Below are 14,990 nucleotides of genomic sequence, written 5' to 3'. Positions count from 1 at the left end.
CGGCGGGCGTGGAAAGGCGCGCCATGCTATCAGCGGCGGCGCAGTTCGATCGGCTGCTCCCACCACTCCTCGACGCTGCCGTCGCGGCCATGCAGGCGCAGGCCGAGCCAATGCGTGCCCGGCGCCAATCCGCTGGCATCGAGTTCGGCGCGGAAGCCGACGTTGGGATGGCCCGGATCGGTGGAGATCTTCCAGAACGCGGTGATGTCGTAGTTCTCGCCGTAGCGCGCCTGCGCGGCGACCTTGCCGTCGAGCAGCACCTCGACCCGGGCGATGCCCACGCCGTCCTTGAACGCCCAGCCGGACACCGCGAAATGGGGCGCCACCTTGTCGCCCACCTCCGGCGCATTGAACCAGGCCATCGCCGGCGTCGTGCACGGCCCCGGCAGGCGCTGCGCCGGCAGCGCGAACAGCAGGAAGCGCTGGCTGCCGTGATCGCTGGATACCACCTTCGGCGGCGGCAACGGGCCGACCAGCTCGCAAACCGCGTGATAGCGCTGCAGCAGCAGCCGGTATTTCATGTCGCTGGGCGACAGCACCAGCAGCCGCGGCCCATCGCGCCGGCCGTCGCTGAGCAGGCCCCACTGGCGCAGCTGCGCGCTGCGCCCGTGCTTGTCGTTCAGCGGATGCGGCAGCACCTGGATGTCGGCATCGCCCAGCTCGAAACCGAGCTCGGCGCCGACCTTGAAATTGTCGGCCAGCACCTGGGTGCCCGCCGGCATCGCCGCCAGTTCGCGGCGTACCGCCGACGCCAGCGGCTTCCAGCCGGCGAAGTTGCGCGGGTAGTACTTGTCGCCGGCGGCATGCTCGCGCACCGCCGGCACCGACACCGCCAGGTAGTAGCCGAACGCGCCGACCAGGCCCAGCCCGGTCAGCAGCCAGGTCGCGCGGCGCAGCGGCTTCGGCCAGCCGTGGAGGATCACCGGCGCGGCGATCAGCAAGGCCAGGTAGCCCGGCAACGGCCAATGGAAACTGATGCGCTCGGCATCGGTGAAGAAACCGAGCAGGAAGATGCCCAGCGTGGACACGCCGCCGAGCAGGCCGAAATAGCGCCACTGCACGCGCGCGCCACCGCTGCCGCCGCCGCGCGTGGCCACCAGCGCCACTTTCCACATCGCCACCGCCAGCAGCGGCGTGACCAGCAGGCCCTGGATCAGCACGAAGGCGATGCCGCTGGGCTGGAAGCTCCACGGATGCCGGTCGATCAGCTGGAACCTGACCCCGGCCTCGCCGTTGTCGGCGTTCCAAGCCAGCAACGGCAGCCAGGCGACGATGCCCATCGCCAGCGCCACCCACACCTGCGGATCGCGCAGCATGCGCCGGCCCTGCGGGATCAGCAGCAGCGCGATCGCGCCGACCCCGATCACCCCGGCGAAGCGGTAATGGCTCAGCGCGCCCAGGGTCAGGCCCAGCGCCAGCTCCACCGCGCTCATCGCATCGATCTGGCGCAGCAGCCGCGCGCTGGCGTCCATGCACAGGATCGTCGCCAGCGCCATCGGCACGTCCGGCAGGGCGAGGATGCCGAGCGTGCCCGACAGCGGCATCAGCAAGGTCAGGCTGCCGGCGCGCCAACCGGCCACCGCACCGAACCAGCGCGTGGCGATGCGCGCGATCAGCCACGGCATCGCCGCCGACACCAGCAGGAACGGCGCGCGCAGCGCCAGCAGGTGCTCGCCGCCCAGCGCCACGCCCAGCCGCGCCAGCCAGGCGGTCAGCCCGGGCAGATCCGAATAGGCGGCGGCCAGGTGCTGGCCTTCCTGCCAATAGAACGCCTCGTCGACGAACAACGGCAGGCGCGCGGCCACCAGCAGCTTGGCTGCGGTGACCAGCATCCACAGCACCATGAAGGTGGTGCGTGCACGTTGTTCGCCTTGCATTGCCTTTAGACTCCCCTAAACCGTTGCGAGAATGCGATGCCTACTCCGCCCCGCTTGCCGGAAATGCTAACCGATACGCTGCGCGAGGCGCTCGCGCAGGCCCAGCAGCAGGTCAATTCGCTGGTTCTGGGCAAGCCGCAACAGGTGCGGCTGGCGTTTGTCGCGCTGTTGTCCGGCGGACATCTGCTGATCGAGGATCTGCCCGGGCTGGGCAAGACCACGCTGGCGCATGCGCTGGCCGCGAGCCTGGGATTGAGCTTCCAGCGCGTGCAGTTCACCTCCGACCTGCTGCCGGCCGACGTGCTCGGCGTGTCGGTGTACGACGCGCAATCGCGCCAGTTCCAGTTTCATCCCGGCCCGGTGTTCGCCCACGTGCTGCTCGCCGACGAGATCAACCGCGCGCCGCCGCGCACGCAGAGTGCGCTGCTGGAAGCGATGGCCGAACAGCAGGTCACGCTGGACGGCACCACGCATCCGCTGCCGGCGCCGTTCTTCGTCATCGCCACGCAGAATCCGGTGGACCTGTCGGGCACCTTCCCGCTGCCCGATTCGCAGCTGGACCGCTTCCTGCTGCGGCTGGCGCTGGGCTATCCCAACGCCGAATCCGAACGCGCGCTGCTCAGCGGCAGCGACCGCCGCGACCTGATCGCACAGGCGCGGCCACTGCTCGGCGACACCGACATGGCCACGCTGCGGCACAGCGTGGAGCAGATCCATGCCAGCGACGCGCTGGTCGGCTACGTGCAGGCGCTGCTCGCGCGCAGCCGCCAGCATCCGGGCGTGCGCGTGGGGCTGTCGCCGCGCGCCGGCATCGCGCTGCTGCGCGCGGCCAAGGCGCACGCGCTGCTGCTGGGTCGCGCGCATGCGCTGCCCGAGGACGTGCAGGCGCTGTTCGTGGCGGTCGCAGAGCACCGCCTGGTGGCCGAACAGGAATCGGCCTCCGGGCAAGCGCTGGCCAAGGCGATCCTGCACAGCGTCGCAGTGGACTGACCCGAATGCGGGCACGGCTGCGCGAGTGGCGGCAGGCGCTGGCACGGCTGGCGCGGCCGCGCGATCCCGAGCCGCTGCCGGTGCGGCTGGACCGGCGCCGGATCTACATCCTGCCCACGCCGTTCGGCGGCTTCCTGGCGCTGCTGCTCGGCGCGATGCTGCTTGGCGCGCTGAACTACAACAACAACCCCGCCTTGCTGCTGGCGATGCTGCTCGGCGCGGCCGCCATCGCCAGCGCGATCGCGGCGCACCTACAGCTGTCGGGACTGCGCCTGGACGCGCTGTCGGCCGAACCGGTCGCGGCCGGCACCCCGCTGCGGCTGCGCCTGGCGCTGGCCGCCGACGACGCCCGGCACCGCCGCGGCCTGCGCGTGGCGCATGCCGACCGGCACACCTACATCGACCTGCACGGCGACGGCGCCAACGAAGCCGACCTGGAGCTGCCCACCGAACGCCGCGGCTGGCTGGACCTGCAGCGCATCCGCGTTTCCACCACCCAGCCGCTGGGCCTGCTGCGCGCCTGGGCCTGGTTCTGGCCGGACGCACCGCTGTTGGTTTACCCGCAACCGGAACACGACGGGCCGCCGCTGCCGCACGGCGACGGCACCCCGACCCAGACCCGCCTGCACGCGCTCGGCGAAGAGCTGCACCAGTTGCGCCCGTACCGCGACGGCGATGCGCCGCGCGCGATCTCCTGGAAGCACTCGGCGCGCCGCGACACGCTGCTGGTGCGCGAATACGAACGCCCGATCGGCGTGGACGTGGTGCTGGACTGGCGCACCCTGCCGGCGCTGCCCTACGAGCGCCGCATCGCGCGGCTGGCGCGCTGGGTCAACGAGGCCGAGCGCGACGGCCGCCGCTATCGCCTGCTGCTGCCGGGGCAGCCGCCGCTGGGTCCGGGCCGCGGCCCGCAACACCGGCACCTGTGCCTGCGCGCGCTGGCGCTGCTGCCGCATGGCTGAGCCGCGCTCGCCCGCGCTGAGCGACGCCAGCCGCCACTGGGCGCTCGCCGCCGGCCTGCTGTCGCTGCTGCCGCTGCTGCTGCAGTTGCCTGGCGCGCTGGCGCTGCTGTTCGCGGCGACCGCGCTGCTGATCGGCGCCAGCTCGGCATGGCGGCCGCTGCCGGCCGCGCTGCGCCTGCTGCTGGTGGCGGCGATGCTGGCGGCGATCTACTGGCAGGTCGGCATGCGCTTCGGCCGCGACACCGGCTGCGCCATGCTCGCGGCGATGCTGGCGATCAAGCCGTCGGAACTGAAGACGCTGCGCGACGCGCGCAGCCTGCTCGGCTTCGCCCTGTTCGCGCCGTTCGCCGCGTTCCTGCTGGACCAGGGACCGGTCACGATGCTGCTCGGACTGGCCGCGGTGATCGCCGCGCTGCTGTGCATGCAGCGCCTGGCCGACCAGGAAGGCCACAGCGCGGCGCCGCCGCTGCGCGGCCAGCTGCGCGGCGTCGGCCGGCTGCTGGCGCTGGGCCTGCCGCTGGCACTGGCCGCGTTCTGGCTGTTCCCGCGGCTGGGCTCGCCGCTGTGGGGCGTGCCCGAGCGCGCGCTGGCGCGGCCTGGCCTGTCGGACACGATGAGTCCCGGCCAGTGGCTGGACCTGATGGCCGACGACACCCCGGCGCTGCGCGTGCAGTTCTTCGGCCGCGTGCCAGCGCCGGCGCAGCGCTACTGGCGCGGGCCGGTGCTGTGGGATTTCGACGGCCGTACCTGGCGTGCGCAACGCGGCAACGACTACCTGCCGGCGCCGGCGGTGCAGACCAGCGCGAACGCGTGGGACTACGAGATCGAGGTCGAGCCGACCGACCGCCGCCAGCTGGTCGCGCTGGACCTGCCGCTGCAGGCACCCGAGGGCACCCGCCTCTCCGCCGACTACGTGCTGCACAGCGAGCGCCCGCTCGGCGCGCTGAGCCGCTGGCGCCTGCGCTCGGCGCCGCCGCTGCGCTTCGAGAGCACGCTGACGTCGGCGCAGCGCCAGCGCGCGCTGGCGCTGCCGCCCGGCTACAACCCGCGCACCCTGACGCTGGCCCGGCAATGGCGGCAACAGGCCGGCGCCGACGACGCCGCGATCGTGGCGCGCGCGCTGCAATGGATCCGCCGCGATTTCGCCTACACGCTGGAAACGCCGCTGCCCGGCCGCGACGGCGTCGACGAATTCCTGTTCCAGCAGAAGGCCGGGTTCTGCCAGCACTTCAGCTCCGCCTTCGTGGTGCTGATGCGCGGCGCCGGCATCCCCGCGCGCGTGGTCACCGGCTATGCCGGCGGCACCCGCAATCCGTTCGGCGACTACTGGGTGGTGCGGCGCATGGACGCCCACGCCTGGGCCGAAGTGTGGCTGCCGCAGCGCGGCTGGGTGCGCGTGGACCCGACCGCCGCGGTCGCCCCGGAACGCATCTACGACACGTTGGAGGACCGCCTCGGCAGCGCTGCCGGCACCCGGGGCGGCATCGCCGACTGGCAGCTGCGCGACGTCGGCGACTGGCTGCGCCGCGGCTGGAACGACCTGGTGCTGTCCTTCGACGCCAACCGCCAGCAGCGGCTGTTGAGCGAGCTGGGCATCGCCAAGCTGGAGCCGGCGCAACTGGTCGCCCTGTTCGCCGGCTTCGCCGCGTTGCTGCTGGGCTGGATGGCCTGGCTGCTGGCCCGCGGCGAACGCGAGCGCGACCCGCTGCTGCGCGCCTGGCGCCGGCTGGGCCGGCGCTACGCCCGGCTCGGCCTGGGCCGCGAGGCGCACGAACCGGCCTTGACGTGGGCGCTGCGTGTACACCAGGTGATGGAGGCAAACGCGTTGCTTTCGCTCAGCCAACGTTTCGCTGATTCGCGCTACGCTGGCGCTGATTCGGACAGGGCTTCATTGTTGCGCGACCTGCGCAGGCACCGTCCGCACACCGGAGCATCTCGATGAAGATCCGATTGCTGTTCCCCGTCCTGGCCGTTCTCGCCCTGGGAGCCTGCGCGACCGCGCCCAAGCCGCTGCAAGGCCAATTCGCCACCGTCACCCCGCGCGACTCGGTCGCCGGCCAGCAGGTCGGTACCTCGGTGCGCTGGGGCGGCAAGATCATCCAGACCAAGCCCGGCCAGGGCCAGACCTGCTTCCAGATGCTGTCGCGGCCGTTGAGCGCCAGCGGCCGCCCGGACAGCGACTCGGCCGACGCCAGCGACGGCCGCTTCATCGCCTGCCGCTCCGGCTTCTACGACCCGGCGGTGTTCGAACCCGGCCGCGAGGTGACCTTCATCGGCCACGTCGCCGGCTACGAGAGCACCCGCATCGGCGAGTACGACTACCGCCTGCCGAAGATCGACGCCGACGTGGTCTACCTGTGGCCGGTGGTGCGCCAGGTCGACGTGGTGCCCGCCTACCCGTACGGCCCCTGGGGCCCGTGGGATCCGTGGGGTCCACGCTGGGGCTGGGGCCGCGGCTGGTGGTAAGCCGCCCGCTGGCACGCGTTGTGCCATGATGGAGAAGAAAACGCCGCTGAAAAGCGGCGTTTTCCGTTTGCCCGGCAGGGCTGTGGCAAATCGCGCCGCGCCGGCCGCTCAGGGCGTGCCGAAGCGGCCCAGCGGCGCGCCGGCCAGCAGGTGCAGGTGCAGATGGAACACGGTCTGCCCGGCATGCTCGCGGCAGTTCATCACCACCCGGTAGCCGTCCTCGGCCAGACCCTGTTCGCGCGCATACGCGGCGGCGGCCAGCACCAGCTTGCCGACCAGCGGCGCCTGCTCCGGCGCCAGGTCGTCGAGGGTGGGGATCTCCACCTGCTTGGGAATGAACAGCACGTGCACCGGCGCCTGCGGCGCGATGTCCTTGAAGCCGAGCACGTCGTCGTTCTCGTACACGATGCTCGCGGGAATTTCGCGGCGGATGATCTTGCCGAAGATGGTGTCCATGGACTGGCTCGCACAGCGGAAAGGGGGGCAGTCGTTATAGCCGAATTCGGCGGCACGCAGGCACTGCCGCGCGAGGCCCCCGCGTCGTCCTTCCTGGTGCTTGTCCCCGCGCGCGCGCGCAGGAGCGGTGCAACCTGACGGCAGGCCCTACTCGCCTGCGCCGCCCCGCGGAACTTCGTTGCGGCTGCCGAACGCATGCGACAGCGTGCCGCGGTCCACGTATTCCAGTTCCCCGCCCAGCGGCAGGCCCTGCGCCAGCCGGCTCGGGCGTACCCCATGGCGGCGCGCCAGCTGCGCCAGATAGTGCGCGGTGGCCTCGCCTTCGACGGTGGAATTGGTGGCGATGATCAATTCGGCGATCTCGCCCTGCGCCAGCCGCGTCCCGAGCCGGTCCAGACCGAGCTCGCGCGGGCCGACCCCGTCCAGCGGCGACAGCCGCCCCTGCAGGATGAAATACAGCCCGCGGTAGCCGGTGGCGTGCTCGATCGCCAGGCGGTCGGCGGGCGACTCCACCGCGCACAGCTGCTGGCGGTCGCGGCCGGCGCTGGCGCAGATCGCGCACAGCTCGGTCTCGCTGAAATCGCGGCACTGCGTGCAGTGGCCGACCTTCTCCACCGCCTCGGCCAGCACGTTCGCCAGGCGCAGCCCGCCTTCGCGCTCGCGCTCGAGCACGTGATAGGCCATGCGCTGCGCCGACTTCTGGCCCACGCCCGGCAGGATCCGGAAGGCCTCGATCAGTTGTTCGAGCAGGGAAGACATGAATTCGGGAGTCGGACGTCGGGATCCGGGATCGGGACGCAGCGGCTTCGCTCTTGCCTTGGCGAATCCCCACTCCCCATTCCCGAATCCCGTCTGCTCAGAACGGCAGCTTCATCCCCGGCGGGATCGGCATGCCGGCGGTGGCCGCGCCCATCCGCGACTTGGACTCGGCGTCGATCTTGTTGGAGGCATCGTTGAAGGCGGCGGCGATCAGATCCTCGGCCATCTCCTGGTCGGAGAGGATGCTCGGATCGATCCGCACCTTGCGGCACTCCTTGGCGCCGGTCAGGGTCACGCTGACCATGCCGCCGCCGGCGCTGCCGGTGACTTCCAGCTGGGCCAGTTCTTCCTGGGCGCGCTGCAGGTTTTCCTGCATCTTCTGCGCCTGCTGCATCAATTGGGCGATGTTCCCACGCATGCTTGATTACTCTTGGTAGGGGCGGATGGAATCGGGCACGACCCGCGCGCCCTGCTGCTGGATCAGCGCTTGCACCGCCGGGTCGTGCAGGAACGCGGTCTCGGCCGCGCTCTGGCGCTCGCCGCGCTGCCGGTGCGAGCGCTCGTGCAGGGTCTCGGCATCGACCGCAATGCCGCTTTCGATCACGATCTTCGGTCGGCTGCCCAGCGCGTCGGCCAGCGCCGCGGCCAGTTCGCCGAGCGAGCGCTCGGACTGCAGGTATTCGAAGCCCGGCGACAGCGACAGCCGCAGCACGCCGTCGGCGTGGCTGACGAAGGCCGAGTTGGCCGCGAGCTGCCGCGACGGCCCGGTCAGGCCGCAATCGGCGACCAGTTCCAGCCAGTCTTCGGCCGCGTGCAGCACGCGCGGCGCGGCGTATTCGGTCGGCGTGCGCGCAGCGACGGCCAGCGGTGGCACCATCGCCATTTCCGGCTCGGCCGCGGGCGCGGGGACCGGCGCGACCGGCGCCATGGTCGCGGCGGGCGGCGTTGCCGGTGCCGGTGCCGGTGCCGCGGTTTCCCACGGCGGGTCGAGCACGGCGGGCGCCGCGACCGGTGCGGGTGCCGGTGCCGGTTTGTCTGCGACCGCGGCCGCTGTCGGCGCTGGCGCCATCATCGGTGCGGCGGGCGCAGGCATCGCGGCGACGGACGGCGTGGCGACGCTGGCCGCAGCGGCAGCAGGCGCCGCCGCCGGTGCGGCGGGCGTACGGCCTTCCGTCGTCGTCCCCGACCCGGATGCGGCCGGCAGCGGTGCCGCGCCCGCCGGGCGGAACGCCAGCATGCGCAGCACCGCCATCTCGAACCCGGCGCGCGGACTCGGCGCCAGGTACAGATCGCGGCGGCCGTTCAAGGCCATCTGGTACCACAGCTGCACGATTTCCGGACGCAGGCGCTCGGCGAACGGCGCCGGGTCCAGCCCGTCCAGGCCGGCCGCCGCCGCGCCCGGCACCAGCTGCCGCACCTGGATCCGGTGCAGTGCCTCGGCCAGCGCCTCCAGCACCCCGCCCCAGTCCGGCGAGAACTCGGCCAGCCCGGCGACCACCTGCAGCAGGCGCTGCCCGTCGCCATCGGCCAGCGCCTCGAGCATCGCCCCGACCTGGGTGCGGTCGACCGTGCCCAGCATCGCCCGCACCACGTCGTCGCGCAGCGCGCCGCCTGCGTAGGCGATGGCCTGGTCGAGCAGCGACAGGCCGTCGCGCAGGCTGCCGTCGGCGGCCTTGGCCAGCTGTACGATCGCCGAGGCGTCGACCTCGATCTGCTCGGCGGCCAGAATCCTGGTCATCTGCCCCTGGATCTGCTCCTCGTCCAGGCGCTTGAGGTTGAACTGCAGGCAGCGCGACAGCACCGTCACCGGCAGCTTCTGCGGGTCGGTGGTCGCCAGCAGGAACTTGACGTGCTCCGGCGGCTCTTCCAGCGTCTTCAGCAGCGCGTTGAACGCCGCCTTGGACAGCATGTGCACTTCGTCGATCAGGTACACCTTGTACTTGCCGCGCGAGGGCATGTACTGCGCGTTCTCGATCACCTCGCGCACGTCGTCCACGCCGGTGTTGGACGCGGCGTCGATCTCCAGCAGGTCGATGTAGCGGCCGGCGTCGATGTCCAGGCACGCCGGGCACTGCCCGCACGGGTCGGCGCTGGTGCCCTGCTCGCAGTTCAGCGACTTGGCGAAGATCCGCGCGATGGTGGTCTTGCCGACGCCGCGGGTGCCGGTGAACAGGAACGCGTGGTGCACGCGCCCGCTGTCCAGCGCATTGGTGAGCGCGCGGACCACGTGCTCCTGCCCCACCAGCTCGGCAAAACGCTTGGGGCGCCACTTGCGGGCGAGAACGAGATAGGACATCAGGCAACCGTCTTCATCTGAACCGCCATTGTGCCATGTCGCGCCGCGTCGATCGTTCAGCGGCAGCCGCGACCGGCCCGCCGCCACTGGCCAGGACGGCGGCCGGCCAGCGCGCTTCCGCGACCGGCAGCCGGCACTGGCGGCGCGTCCCCGCTTCCGCAGACAGCTCTCCTTGTTAACGGGGCCCGCGACGGCTAGAATCCCGCCCCTGCCGTCGGCTACCTCGCGCCGGCAGGTCCGGAGAGGTGTCCGAGTGGTTGAAGGAGCACGCCTGGAAAGTGTGTAAGCGTCTAAACCGCGCTTCGGGGGTTCGAATCCCCCTCTCTCCGCCAGATTCGAATTGCGCTTCCCTCGCAGGGTTCCTTCGCCGCCGGCGAAAGAACTCAAAGGGAAAGACCGCGCCACGGCGCGGTTTCGTCTCTATGGTGGCCCCGTCGGCCCCTCGCGACGCTAGGTCGAAAACTCCGCCAGGGCCGGAAGGCAGCAACGGTATCGATCGACGCGGGCGCCGAGGTCAGCCGGCGGGGTCGCCACCCTAATTCTGAAACGCAGCCGCACGGGTCGATTCGACGCCTGTACAGATGGCGTTGTCCGCGCGAGCTATGGCCATGGATCGCATGGCGGCAATCCGCTCAAGTCCTGGCCAGTCATTGGCACCGGCCGTGGCGACGGCCCGGACATCCCCGCAACGGCAGCGCTCCCTCAGCGCGGTCAGCCGGCGGGGTCGCCACCCTAATTTCGCAGCGCAGCCGCACGGGCCGATTCGACGCCTGTACAGATGGCGTTGTCCGCGCGAGCTATGGCCATGGATCGCATGGCGGCAATCCGCTCAAGTCCTGGCCAGTCATTGGCAGCGGCCGTGGCGACGGCCCGGACATCCCCGCAACGGCAGCGCTCCCTCAGCGCGGTCAGCCGGCGGGGTCGCCACCCTAATTTCGCAGCGCAGCCGCACGGGCCGATTCGACGCCTGCTTGCGGCGTTCGCGCCTGCTGGTCCGCCGCGTCGCGGCCGACACCGCAGGCGCTAGGTCTCCGGGTGCAACCAGCCGGCGTCGCCTTCGCGGTAGCGCTCGCGCTTCCAGATCGGCACCCGCGCCTTGACCTCGTCGATGACGTAGCGGCAGGCGCCGAAGGCGGCGTCGCGGTGCGCCGCGACCACGCCCACCCAGACCGCCAAGTCGCCGATCGCCAGGTCGCCGACGCGATGCACGCAACGCAGGTCGAGGATGTCGAAGCGGGCCAGGGCTTCGTCGGCGATGCGCCGGCCTTCGGCCTCGGCCAGCGCCGCATAGGCCTCGTAGCGCAGGCCATCGACCGCGCGGCCATCGTTGTGGTCGCGCACCCAGCCTTCGAAACTGGCGTAGGCGCCGGCCTGCGCATGCGCCAGCGGCGCGCGCAGCGCGGCGATGTCGAGGGCGCTGTCGGCGAGATGGAAGCGGTGCGTGTCGGACATCGGTCAGCCTCCCGAGACCGGCGGAATGAACACCACTTCGCTGCCCTCGCGCAGCGCGTCGTCCCAGCCCACGAAGGCGCCGTCCACGGCCACGCGCAGGCGCTGCGAGGGCCAGCGCAGGCCATGCCGCGCGTCGAGTTCGGCGTACAGCGCGCGCAGGTCGGCGGCCGCGGTCTGCACCTGTTCGCGCTCGATGCCCGCCGCCTCGCGCAGGCTGGCGAAATACAGCACGGTCACGCGCACGCTCATGCCGCGCTCCCGACGTCGCGCTTGCCGCCGCGCTTGCCGAGCAGCCGCACCGGGCCGATCGTCATCGCGTGGGTCAGCGCCTTGCACATGTCGTAGACGGTCAGCGCGGCGACGCTGGCGCCGGTCAGCGCCTCCATCTCCACGCCGGTGCGGTGCACGGTGCGCACCGTGCATTCGATCCGCAGCACCTGCGGCGACGCCCAGTCGATCGCGAAGCGGCAGCCGTCGATCGGCAACGGATGGCAGAACGGGATCAGTTCGTGGGTGCGCTTGACCGCCATGGTGCCGGCGATCACCGCGGTGTCGACGATGCCGCCCTTGGCGCTGCGTAGCGCGTCGGCGCGCAATTGCGCGGCCACCGCCGCGGGAAAGCGTACCCGCGACTCGGCCACCGCGACGCGCGCGGTGACCGCCTTGGCCGAGACGTCCACCATCGTCGGCAGCCCCTGCGGGTCCAGATGGGTCAGCCGCTTGCGCGCCGCGACGGCGTAGTTGGCCTTTTCTTCGCTCATAGACTGCGCTGCCGCTCCCACGGCACCTTGCTCAGGCGGCGCCGGGAATCGGCGTGCCCTGGTGGAACAGCATGCGCCATTCGCCGTCGCGGCAGCGCCACAGCGAACTGCGCAGCGCATGCCGCACCGGCGCGCCGTCGCCATCGCGGCGCTCGCTGCGATAGCGCAGCTGCGCCAGATCCGGCGCCGGCAACCACGCCTGCAAATCGAACGCGCGATAGCGGACCGCGCCGGCCTCTGCCGGCAATGCCTGCAGCAACGCCTGCCTGTCGATGCTTCGCCCGGACGCGCCGAATTCGACGAACGCCTCGTCGAGCAGCGCCGACAACCGCGCCACCGAGGCGCGCGTCGCCGGCTCCAGCAATTCCAGCTCCAGCGCGAACAACCGCTGCTTCAGCGCCTCGTCCATTCCGCTCATCCGCCGATCAGGAACATCTCGACGTGCTTGCCGCGCGCCGCGCGCGCATCGCCGCGCAGTTCGCTGTAGCGGTCGCCGCGCTGGCCCCACAGCGCCCGCACGCGCTCGGCCAGCGCGTCCTCGCCGCCGGCCAGGGCCGGCTTCAGGTCGGTGCCGGCGGCGGCGAACAGGCAGGTGTAGAGCTGGCCGTCGGCCGACACGCGCGCGCGATGGCAATCGCCGCAGAACGGCGCGCTGACCGAACTGACGAAGCCGATCTCGCCGCCGCCATCGACGAAGGCATGGCGCGCCGCGACTTCGCCGACGTAGTGCGGATCGAGCGCGCGCAACGGCCAGCGTGCGGCGATGCGCGCATGCAGTTCGGCCGAAGGCACCACCCGTTCGCGGCGCCAGGCATTGCAGGTGCCCACGTCCATGTATTCGATGAAACGCAGCACGTGGCCGCTACCGCGAAAGTGCGCCAGCAGCGGCAGCACCTGGTCGTCGTTGATGCCGCGTTGGACCACGCAATTGATCTTCACCGGCCCCAGCCCGGCCGCCACCGCCGCGTCGATGCCGGCCAGCACCTGCGCCACCTCGCCGCGGTCGCCGGACATGCGCCGGAAGGTCGCCGCATCGATCGCGTCCAGGCTCACCGTGACCCGGCGCAATCCCGCATCGCGCAGGGCCTGCGCGTGCCGCGCCAGCAGCGAACCGTTGGTGGTCATGGCCAGGTCGTCGAGACCGGGAATGCGCGCCAGGCGCCGTACCAGTTCGGGCAGGTCGCGGCGCAGCAGCGGCTCGCCGCCGGTCAGGCGCAGCTTGCTGACGCCGTTGCGCACGAAGCCGCGCACCAGCGTCTCGAGTTGTTCGAACGACAACCGCGAGGCCGCATCGAAGCCGTAGTCGTCGGGCACCTTGTCGGCCGGCATGCAGTAGCCGCAGCGGAAATTGCAGGCCTCGATCACCGACAGGCGCAGGTCGCGCAACGGCCGCCCCAGCCGATCCAACGGCGCGATGGGCGCGAGCGGCAGCGGCGGACGCAGGACGGCGCTCATGGCGCCGGCACCTGCGGCGCGCGCGGCGTCTGCAGCGCCACGCACTCGCCCGGCCGCGCGACGCGGTGGCCGCGCGCGCGCAAGGCCTCGGCATCCTCGGCGCTGGCGTAGTGGTACAGCATCATGCGTTGCAGCAACTCGGCGGGATATTCCCGCTCCAGGTCATCCACCCCAGTATGCGACGGATTGCCGTGAAGGCCGCAGTCATGCGCGACCAGCTCGCCGTCGCCGGCATAACGGCTCAGCATTTCCGGGATCGGCCGGGTATCGCCGCTCCACACCAGCGCACCCTGCAGGCGCAGCCCGTAGGCGGTGTCAGGCCAGTGGTGGCGTACCGGGAACACCTCCAGCCGCACCCCGTCGTGCCAGAACGCATCGCCGACCGCGATCAGCTGGAACGCGTCCCAGAAATTGGCGCCGCCCTCGGCCAGCACGTTCGGGTAGTCGCCGATCCGGCGATGCAGCAGCGGCAGCACCGGCGCCGGCACGTAGACCCGCACCTTGCCGCGCCGCGCAGAGAAATAGGCGTCCACGAACAGCCGTTCGAACCCGGCCACGTGGTCCAGATGCACATGGGTCACGAACAGCGCCTGCGGCATCGCCGCATAGTGCGCCTGGTAGGCGCCCAGGCCTTCGCCGCCGCAGTCGATGCTCAGCCACGGCGCGCCATCGCGCTCGATCGTGGCCATCGGCGACCCCAGTTCCACCGCCGACGCATTGCCGACGCCCTGGAAGCGCAGCGCCCAGGCCATCAGTAGCCCCGGTTCCAGGCCAGGTCGTAGGCGCGGCGCAGGCGCGCGTAGTCCTTGTTGACCTCGTCCACGCTGCGCTCGCCGCGCAGCTTCAGCAGCGAGCGGTGCAGGCGCTTGAGGTTGCGCTCGCGCCAGCGCGTGGCCGGGATGCGCAGCACGCCGCGGTCGAAATCGATCAGCCAGCCGCGGCCGTTGCCGTCGAACAGGATGTTGTGCGCGTTGAGATCGGCGTGATCCAGCCCGGCGCGGTGGAAGCGCGCGACCAGCCGCCCGGTCTCCTCCCACGGCGCGCCGCGCCCGGCGACATGCGCGCGGTCGGCCAGCGAGCGCACCCCTTCCAGCCGCTCCATCAGGATCGCGGCGCGGTAGCGCAGCCCCTGGCGCAGGTAGCAGGCGGCCAGCGGCCGCGGCACCGGCAGCTTGCGCGCGATCAACGCGCGCATCAGCCGGAACTCGGCGAAGCTGCGGGTACGGTCGGCGCCGGACCACAGGTAGCGATCGCGACTGAGCTTGGCGACCAGGCCGCCGCGCCGGTACTGGCGCAGCACGCTGGCGCCGAACGGGGCATCGACGAACCAGGCGCCGCCGCGGCCGCCCTCGTCCACCGGGCGCGCGCGCTCGGCCCAGTACGCGGCGGAGAACAGCGCCGGCTCGGCTTGCCGCAGCCGTTGGCGGTCGAACAGAATGGCGCCATAGCCGCGGCCCTCGCGGTACGGCGTCAGCGCTTCGGTGGCGTCGAATGCAACCATTCAGCGAGTCTAACA

General features: G+C 71.7%; 16 protein-coding genes, 1 tRNA gene and 1 other RNA gene. 6 read left to right on the top strand and 12 right to left on the bottom strand.

Translation table 11 applies throughout. The annotated features are described in order from the left end of the window. Nucleotides 1-29 precede the first annotated feature (29 nt). A complete protein-coding gene (locus HDC36_RS20175; RefSeq protein ID WP_179570656.1) occupies nucleotides 30-1,877 on the bottom strand; it encodes a glycosyltransferase family 39 protein in 1,848 nt (615 codons plus the stop codon). 36 nt (nucleotides 1,878-1,913) lie between these two features. Between HDC36_RS20175 and HDC36_RS20170 the strand changes: the two genes are divergently transcribed. Genes HDC36_RS20170 through HDC36_RS20155 form a run of 4 tightly spaced genes read left to right on the top strand, consistent with a single transcriptional unit; the run spans nucleotide 1,914 to nucleotide 6,295 of the window. After that, nucleotides 1,914-2,867, top strand: a complete 954-nt coding sequence (locus tag HDC36_RS20170) for a MoxR family ATPase (RefSeq protein ID WP_179570655.1) — start codon at nucleotides 1,914-1,916, stop codon at nucleotides 2,865-2,867. A 5-nt stretch (nucleotides 2,868-2,872) separates the two neighbouring features. Beyond that, the gene (locus tag HDC36_RS20165) at nucleotides 2,873-3,829 is read left to right on the top strand and encodes a DUF58 domain-containing protein (protein WP_179570654.1); all 957 of its coding nucleotides are present in this window, start codon (nucleotides 2,873-2,875) and stop codon (nucleotides 3,827-3,829) included. Continuing rightward, nucleotides 3,822-5,771, top strand: coding sequence for a DUF3488 and transglutaminase-like domain-containing protein (locus tag HDC36_RS20160; protein ID WP_179570653.1), 1,950 nt, complete (start codon nucleotides 3,822-3,824; stop codon nucleotides 5,769-5,771). The genes HDC36_RS20165 and HDC36_RS20160 overlap by 8 nt, the downstream gene beginning before the upstream one ends. Then, nucleotides 5,768-6,295, top strand: coding sequence for a Slp family lipoprotein (locus HDC36_RS20155; RefSeq protein ID WP_179570652.1), 528 nt, complete (start codon nucleotides 5,768-5,770; stop codon nucleotides 6,293-6,295). The genes HDC36_RS20160 and HDC36_RS20155 overlap by 4 nt, the downstream gene beginning before the upstream one ends. A gap of 108 nt (nucleotides 6,296-6,403) precedes the next feature. Here the strand turns inward: HDC36_RS20155 and HDC36_RS20150 are convergent, their stop codons facing one another. The 4 genes from HDC36_RS20150 to dnaX all read right to left on the bottom strand — a co-directional run bounded on the left by HDC36_RS20150 (nucleotide 6,404) and on the right by dnaX (nucleotide 9,806). Then, a complete protein-coding gene (locus tag HDC36_RS20150) occupies nucleotides 6,404-6,751 on the bottom strand; it encodes a histidine triad nucleotide-binding protein (RefSeq protein WP_003479777.1) in 348 nt (115 codons plus the stop codon). Between the two features lie 147 nt (nucleotides 6,752-6,898). Continuing rightward, entirely contained in the window at nucleotides 6,899-7,510 is a 612-nt protein-coding gene (recR, locus tag HDC36_RS20145) for a recombination mediator RecR (RefSeq protein ID WP_179570651.1), read from the bottom strand. Between the two features lie 97 nt (nucleotides 7,511-7,607). After that, the gene (locus HDC36_RS20140) at nucleotides 7,608-7,928 is read right to left on the bottom strand and encodes a YbaB/EbfC family nucleoid-associated protein (protein ID WP_003479775.1); all 321 of its coding nucleotides are present in this window, start codon (nucleotides 7,926-7,928) and stop codon (nucleotides 7,608-7,610) included. A gap of 6 nt (nucleotides 7,929-7,934) precedes the next feature. After that, nucleotides 7,935-9,806 carry a DNA polymerase III subunit gamma/tau gene (gene dnaX / locus HDC36_RS20135; protein ID WP_179570650.1) on the bottom strand — a complete coding sequence of 624 codons (1,872 nt, stop codon included), beginning with the start codon at nucleotides 9,804-9,806 and terminating at the stop codon, nucleotides 7,935-7,937. A 239-nt stretch (nucleotides 9,807-10,045) separates the two neighbouring features. Between dnaX and HDC36_RS20130 the strand changes: the two genes are divergently transcribed. Together HDC36_RS20130 and ffs are read left to right on the top strand one after the other, a co-directional pair. Beyond that, nucleotides 10,046-10,138 (top strand) — tRNA-Ser (locus tag HDC36_RS20130). Nucleotides 10,139-10,237: 99 nt separating this feature from the next. Continuing rightward, nucleotides 10,238-10,334, top strand: an RNA gene (ffs, locus tag HDC36_RS20125) — signal recognition particle sRNA small type. Nucleotides 10,335-10,829: 495 nt separating this feature from the next. On the opposite strand, the gene HDC36_RS20120 is transcribed toward ffs, so the two are convergent. The 7 genes from HDC36_RS20120 to HDC36_RS20090 are packed head-to-tail and all read right to left on the bottom strand — an operon-like array spanning nucleotide 10,830 to nucleotide 14,975. Further along, nucleotides 10,830-11,258 carry a molybdenum cofactor biosynthesis protein MoaE gene (locus HDC36_RS20120; protein ID WP_179570649.1) on the bottom strand — a complete coding sequence of 143 codons (429 nt, stop codon included), beginning with the start codon at nucleotides 11,256-11,258 and terminating at the stop codon, nucleotides 10,830-10,832. 3 nt (nucleotides 11,259-11,261) lie between these two features. After that, entirely contained in the window at nucleotides 11,262-11,507 is a 246-nt protein-coding gene (locus HDC36_RS20115; RefSeq protein WP_003468589.1) for a MoaD/ThiS family protein, read from the bottom strand. Then, complete coding sequence (moaC, locus tag HDC36_RS20110) at nucleotides 11,504-12,019, bottom strand: cyclic pyranopterin monophosphate synthase MoaC (RefSeq protein ID WP_179570648.1); 516 nt, start codon at nucleotides 12,017-12,019, stop codon at nucleotides 11,504-11,506. Before moaC ends, HDC36_RS20115 begins: the two co-directional genes overlap by 4 nt. A 31-nt stretch (nucleotides 12,020-12,050) precedes the next feature. Continuing rightward, nucleotides 12,051-12,428, bottom strand: coding sequence for a nuclear transport factor 2 family protein (locus tag HDC36_RS20105; RefSeq protein ID WP_179570647.1), 378 nt, complete (start codon nucleotides 12,426-12,428; stop codon nucleotides 12,051-12,053). Between the two features lie 5 nt (nucleotides 12,429-12,433). After that, nucleotides 12,434-13,474, bottom strand: coding sequence for a GTP 3',8-cyclase MoaA (gene moaA, locus HDC36_RS20100; protein WP_179570646.1), 1,041 nt, complete (start codon nucleotides 13,472-13,474; stop codon nucleotides 12,434-12,436). Next, nucleotides 13,471-14,226, bottom strand: coding sequence for an MBL fold metallo-hydrolase (locus HDC36_RS20095; protein ID WP_179570645.1), 756 nt, complete (start codon nucleotides 14,224-14,226; stop codon nucleotides 13,471-13,473). Before HDC36_RS20095 ends, moaA begins: the two co-directional genes overlap by 4 nt. Continuing rightward, nucleotides 14,226-14,975: a 3-deoxy-D-manno-octulosonic acid kinase gene (locus HDC36_RS20090; RefSeq protein WP_179570644.1), complete on the bottom strand. Its 750-nt coding sequence runs from the start codon at nucleotides 14,973-14,975 to the stop codon at nucleotides 14,226-14,228. Before HDC36_RS20090 ends, HDC36_RS20095 begins: the two co-directional genes overlap by 1 nt. Between the last annotated feature and the right edge of the window lie 15 nt (nucleotides 14,976-14,990).

This window comes from Xanthomonas sp. JAI131 (genome assembly GCF_013410075.1).
Lineage (GTDB): Bacteria > Pseudomonadota > Gammaproteobacteria > Xanthomonadales > Xanthomonadaceae > Xanthomonas_A > Xanthomonas_A bonasiae.
Note: the sequence above shows the minus strand (reverse complement) of the source record. Positions and strands in the feature narration are given on the sequence as shown.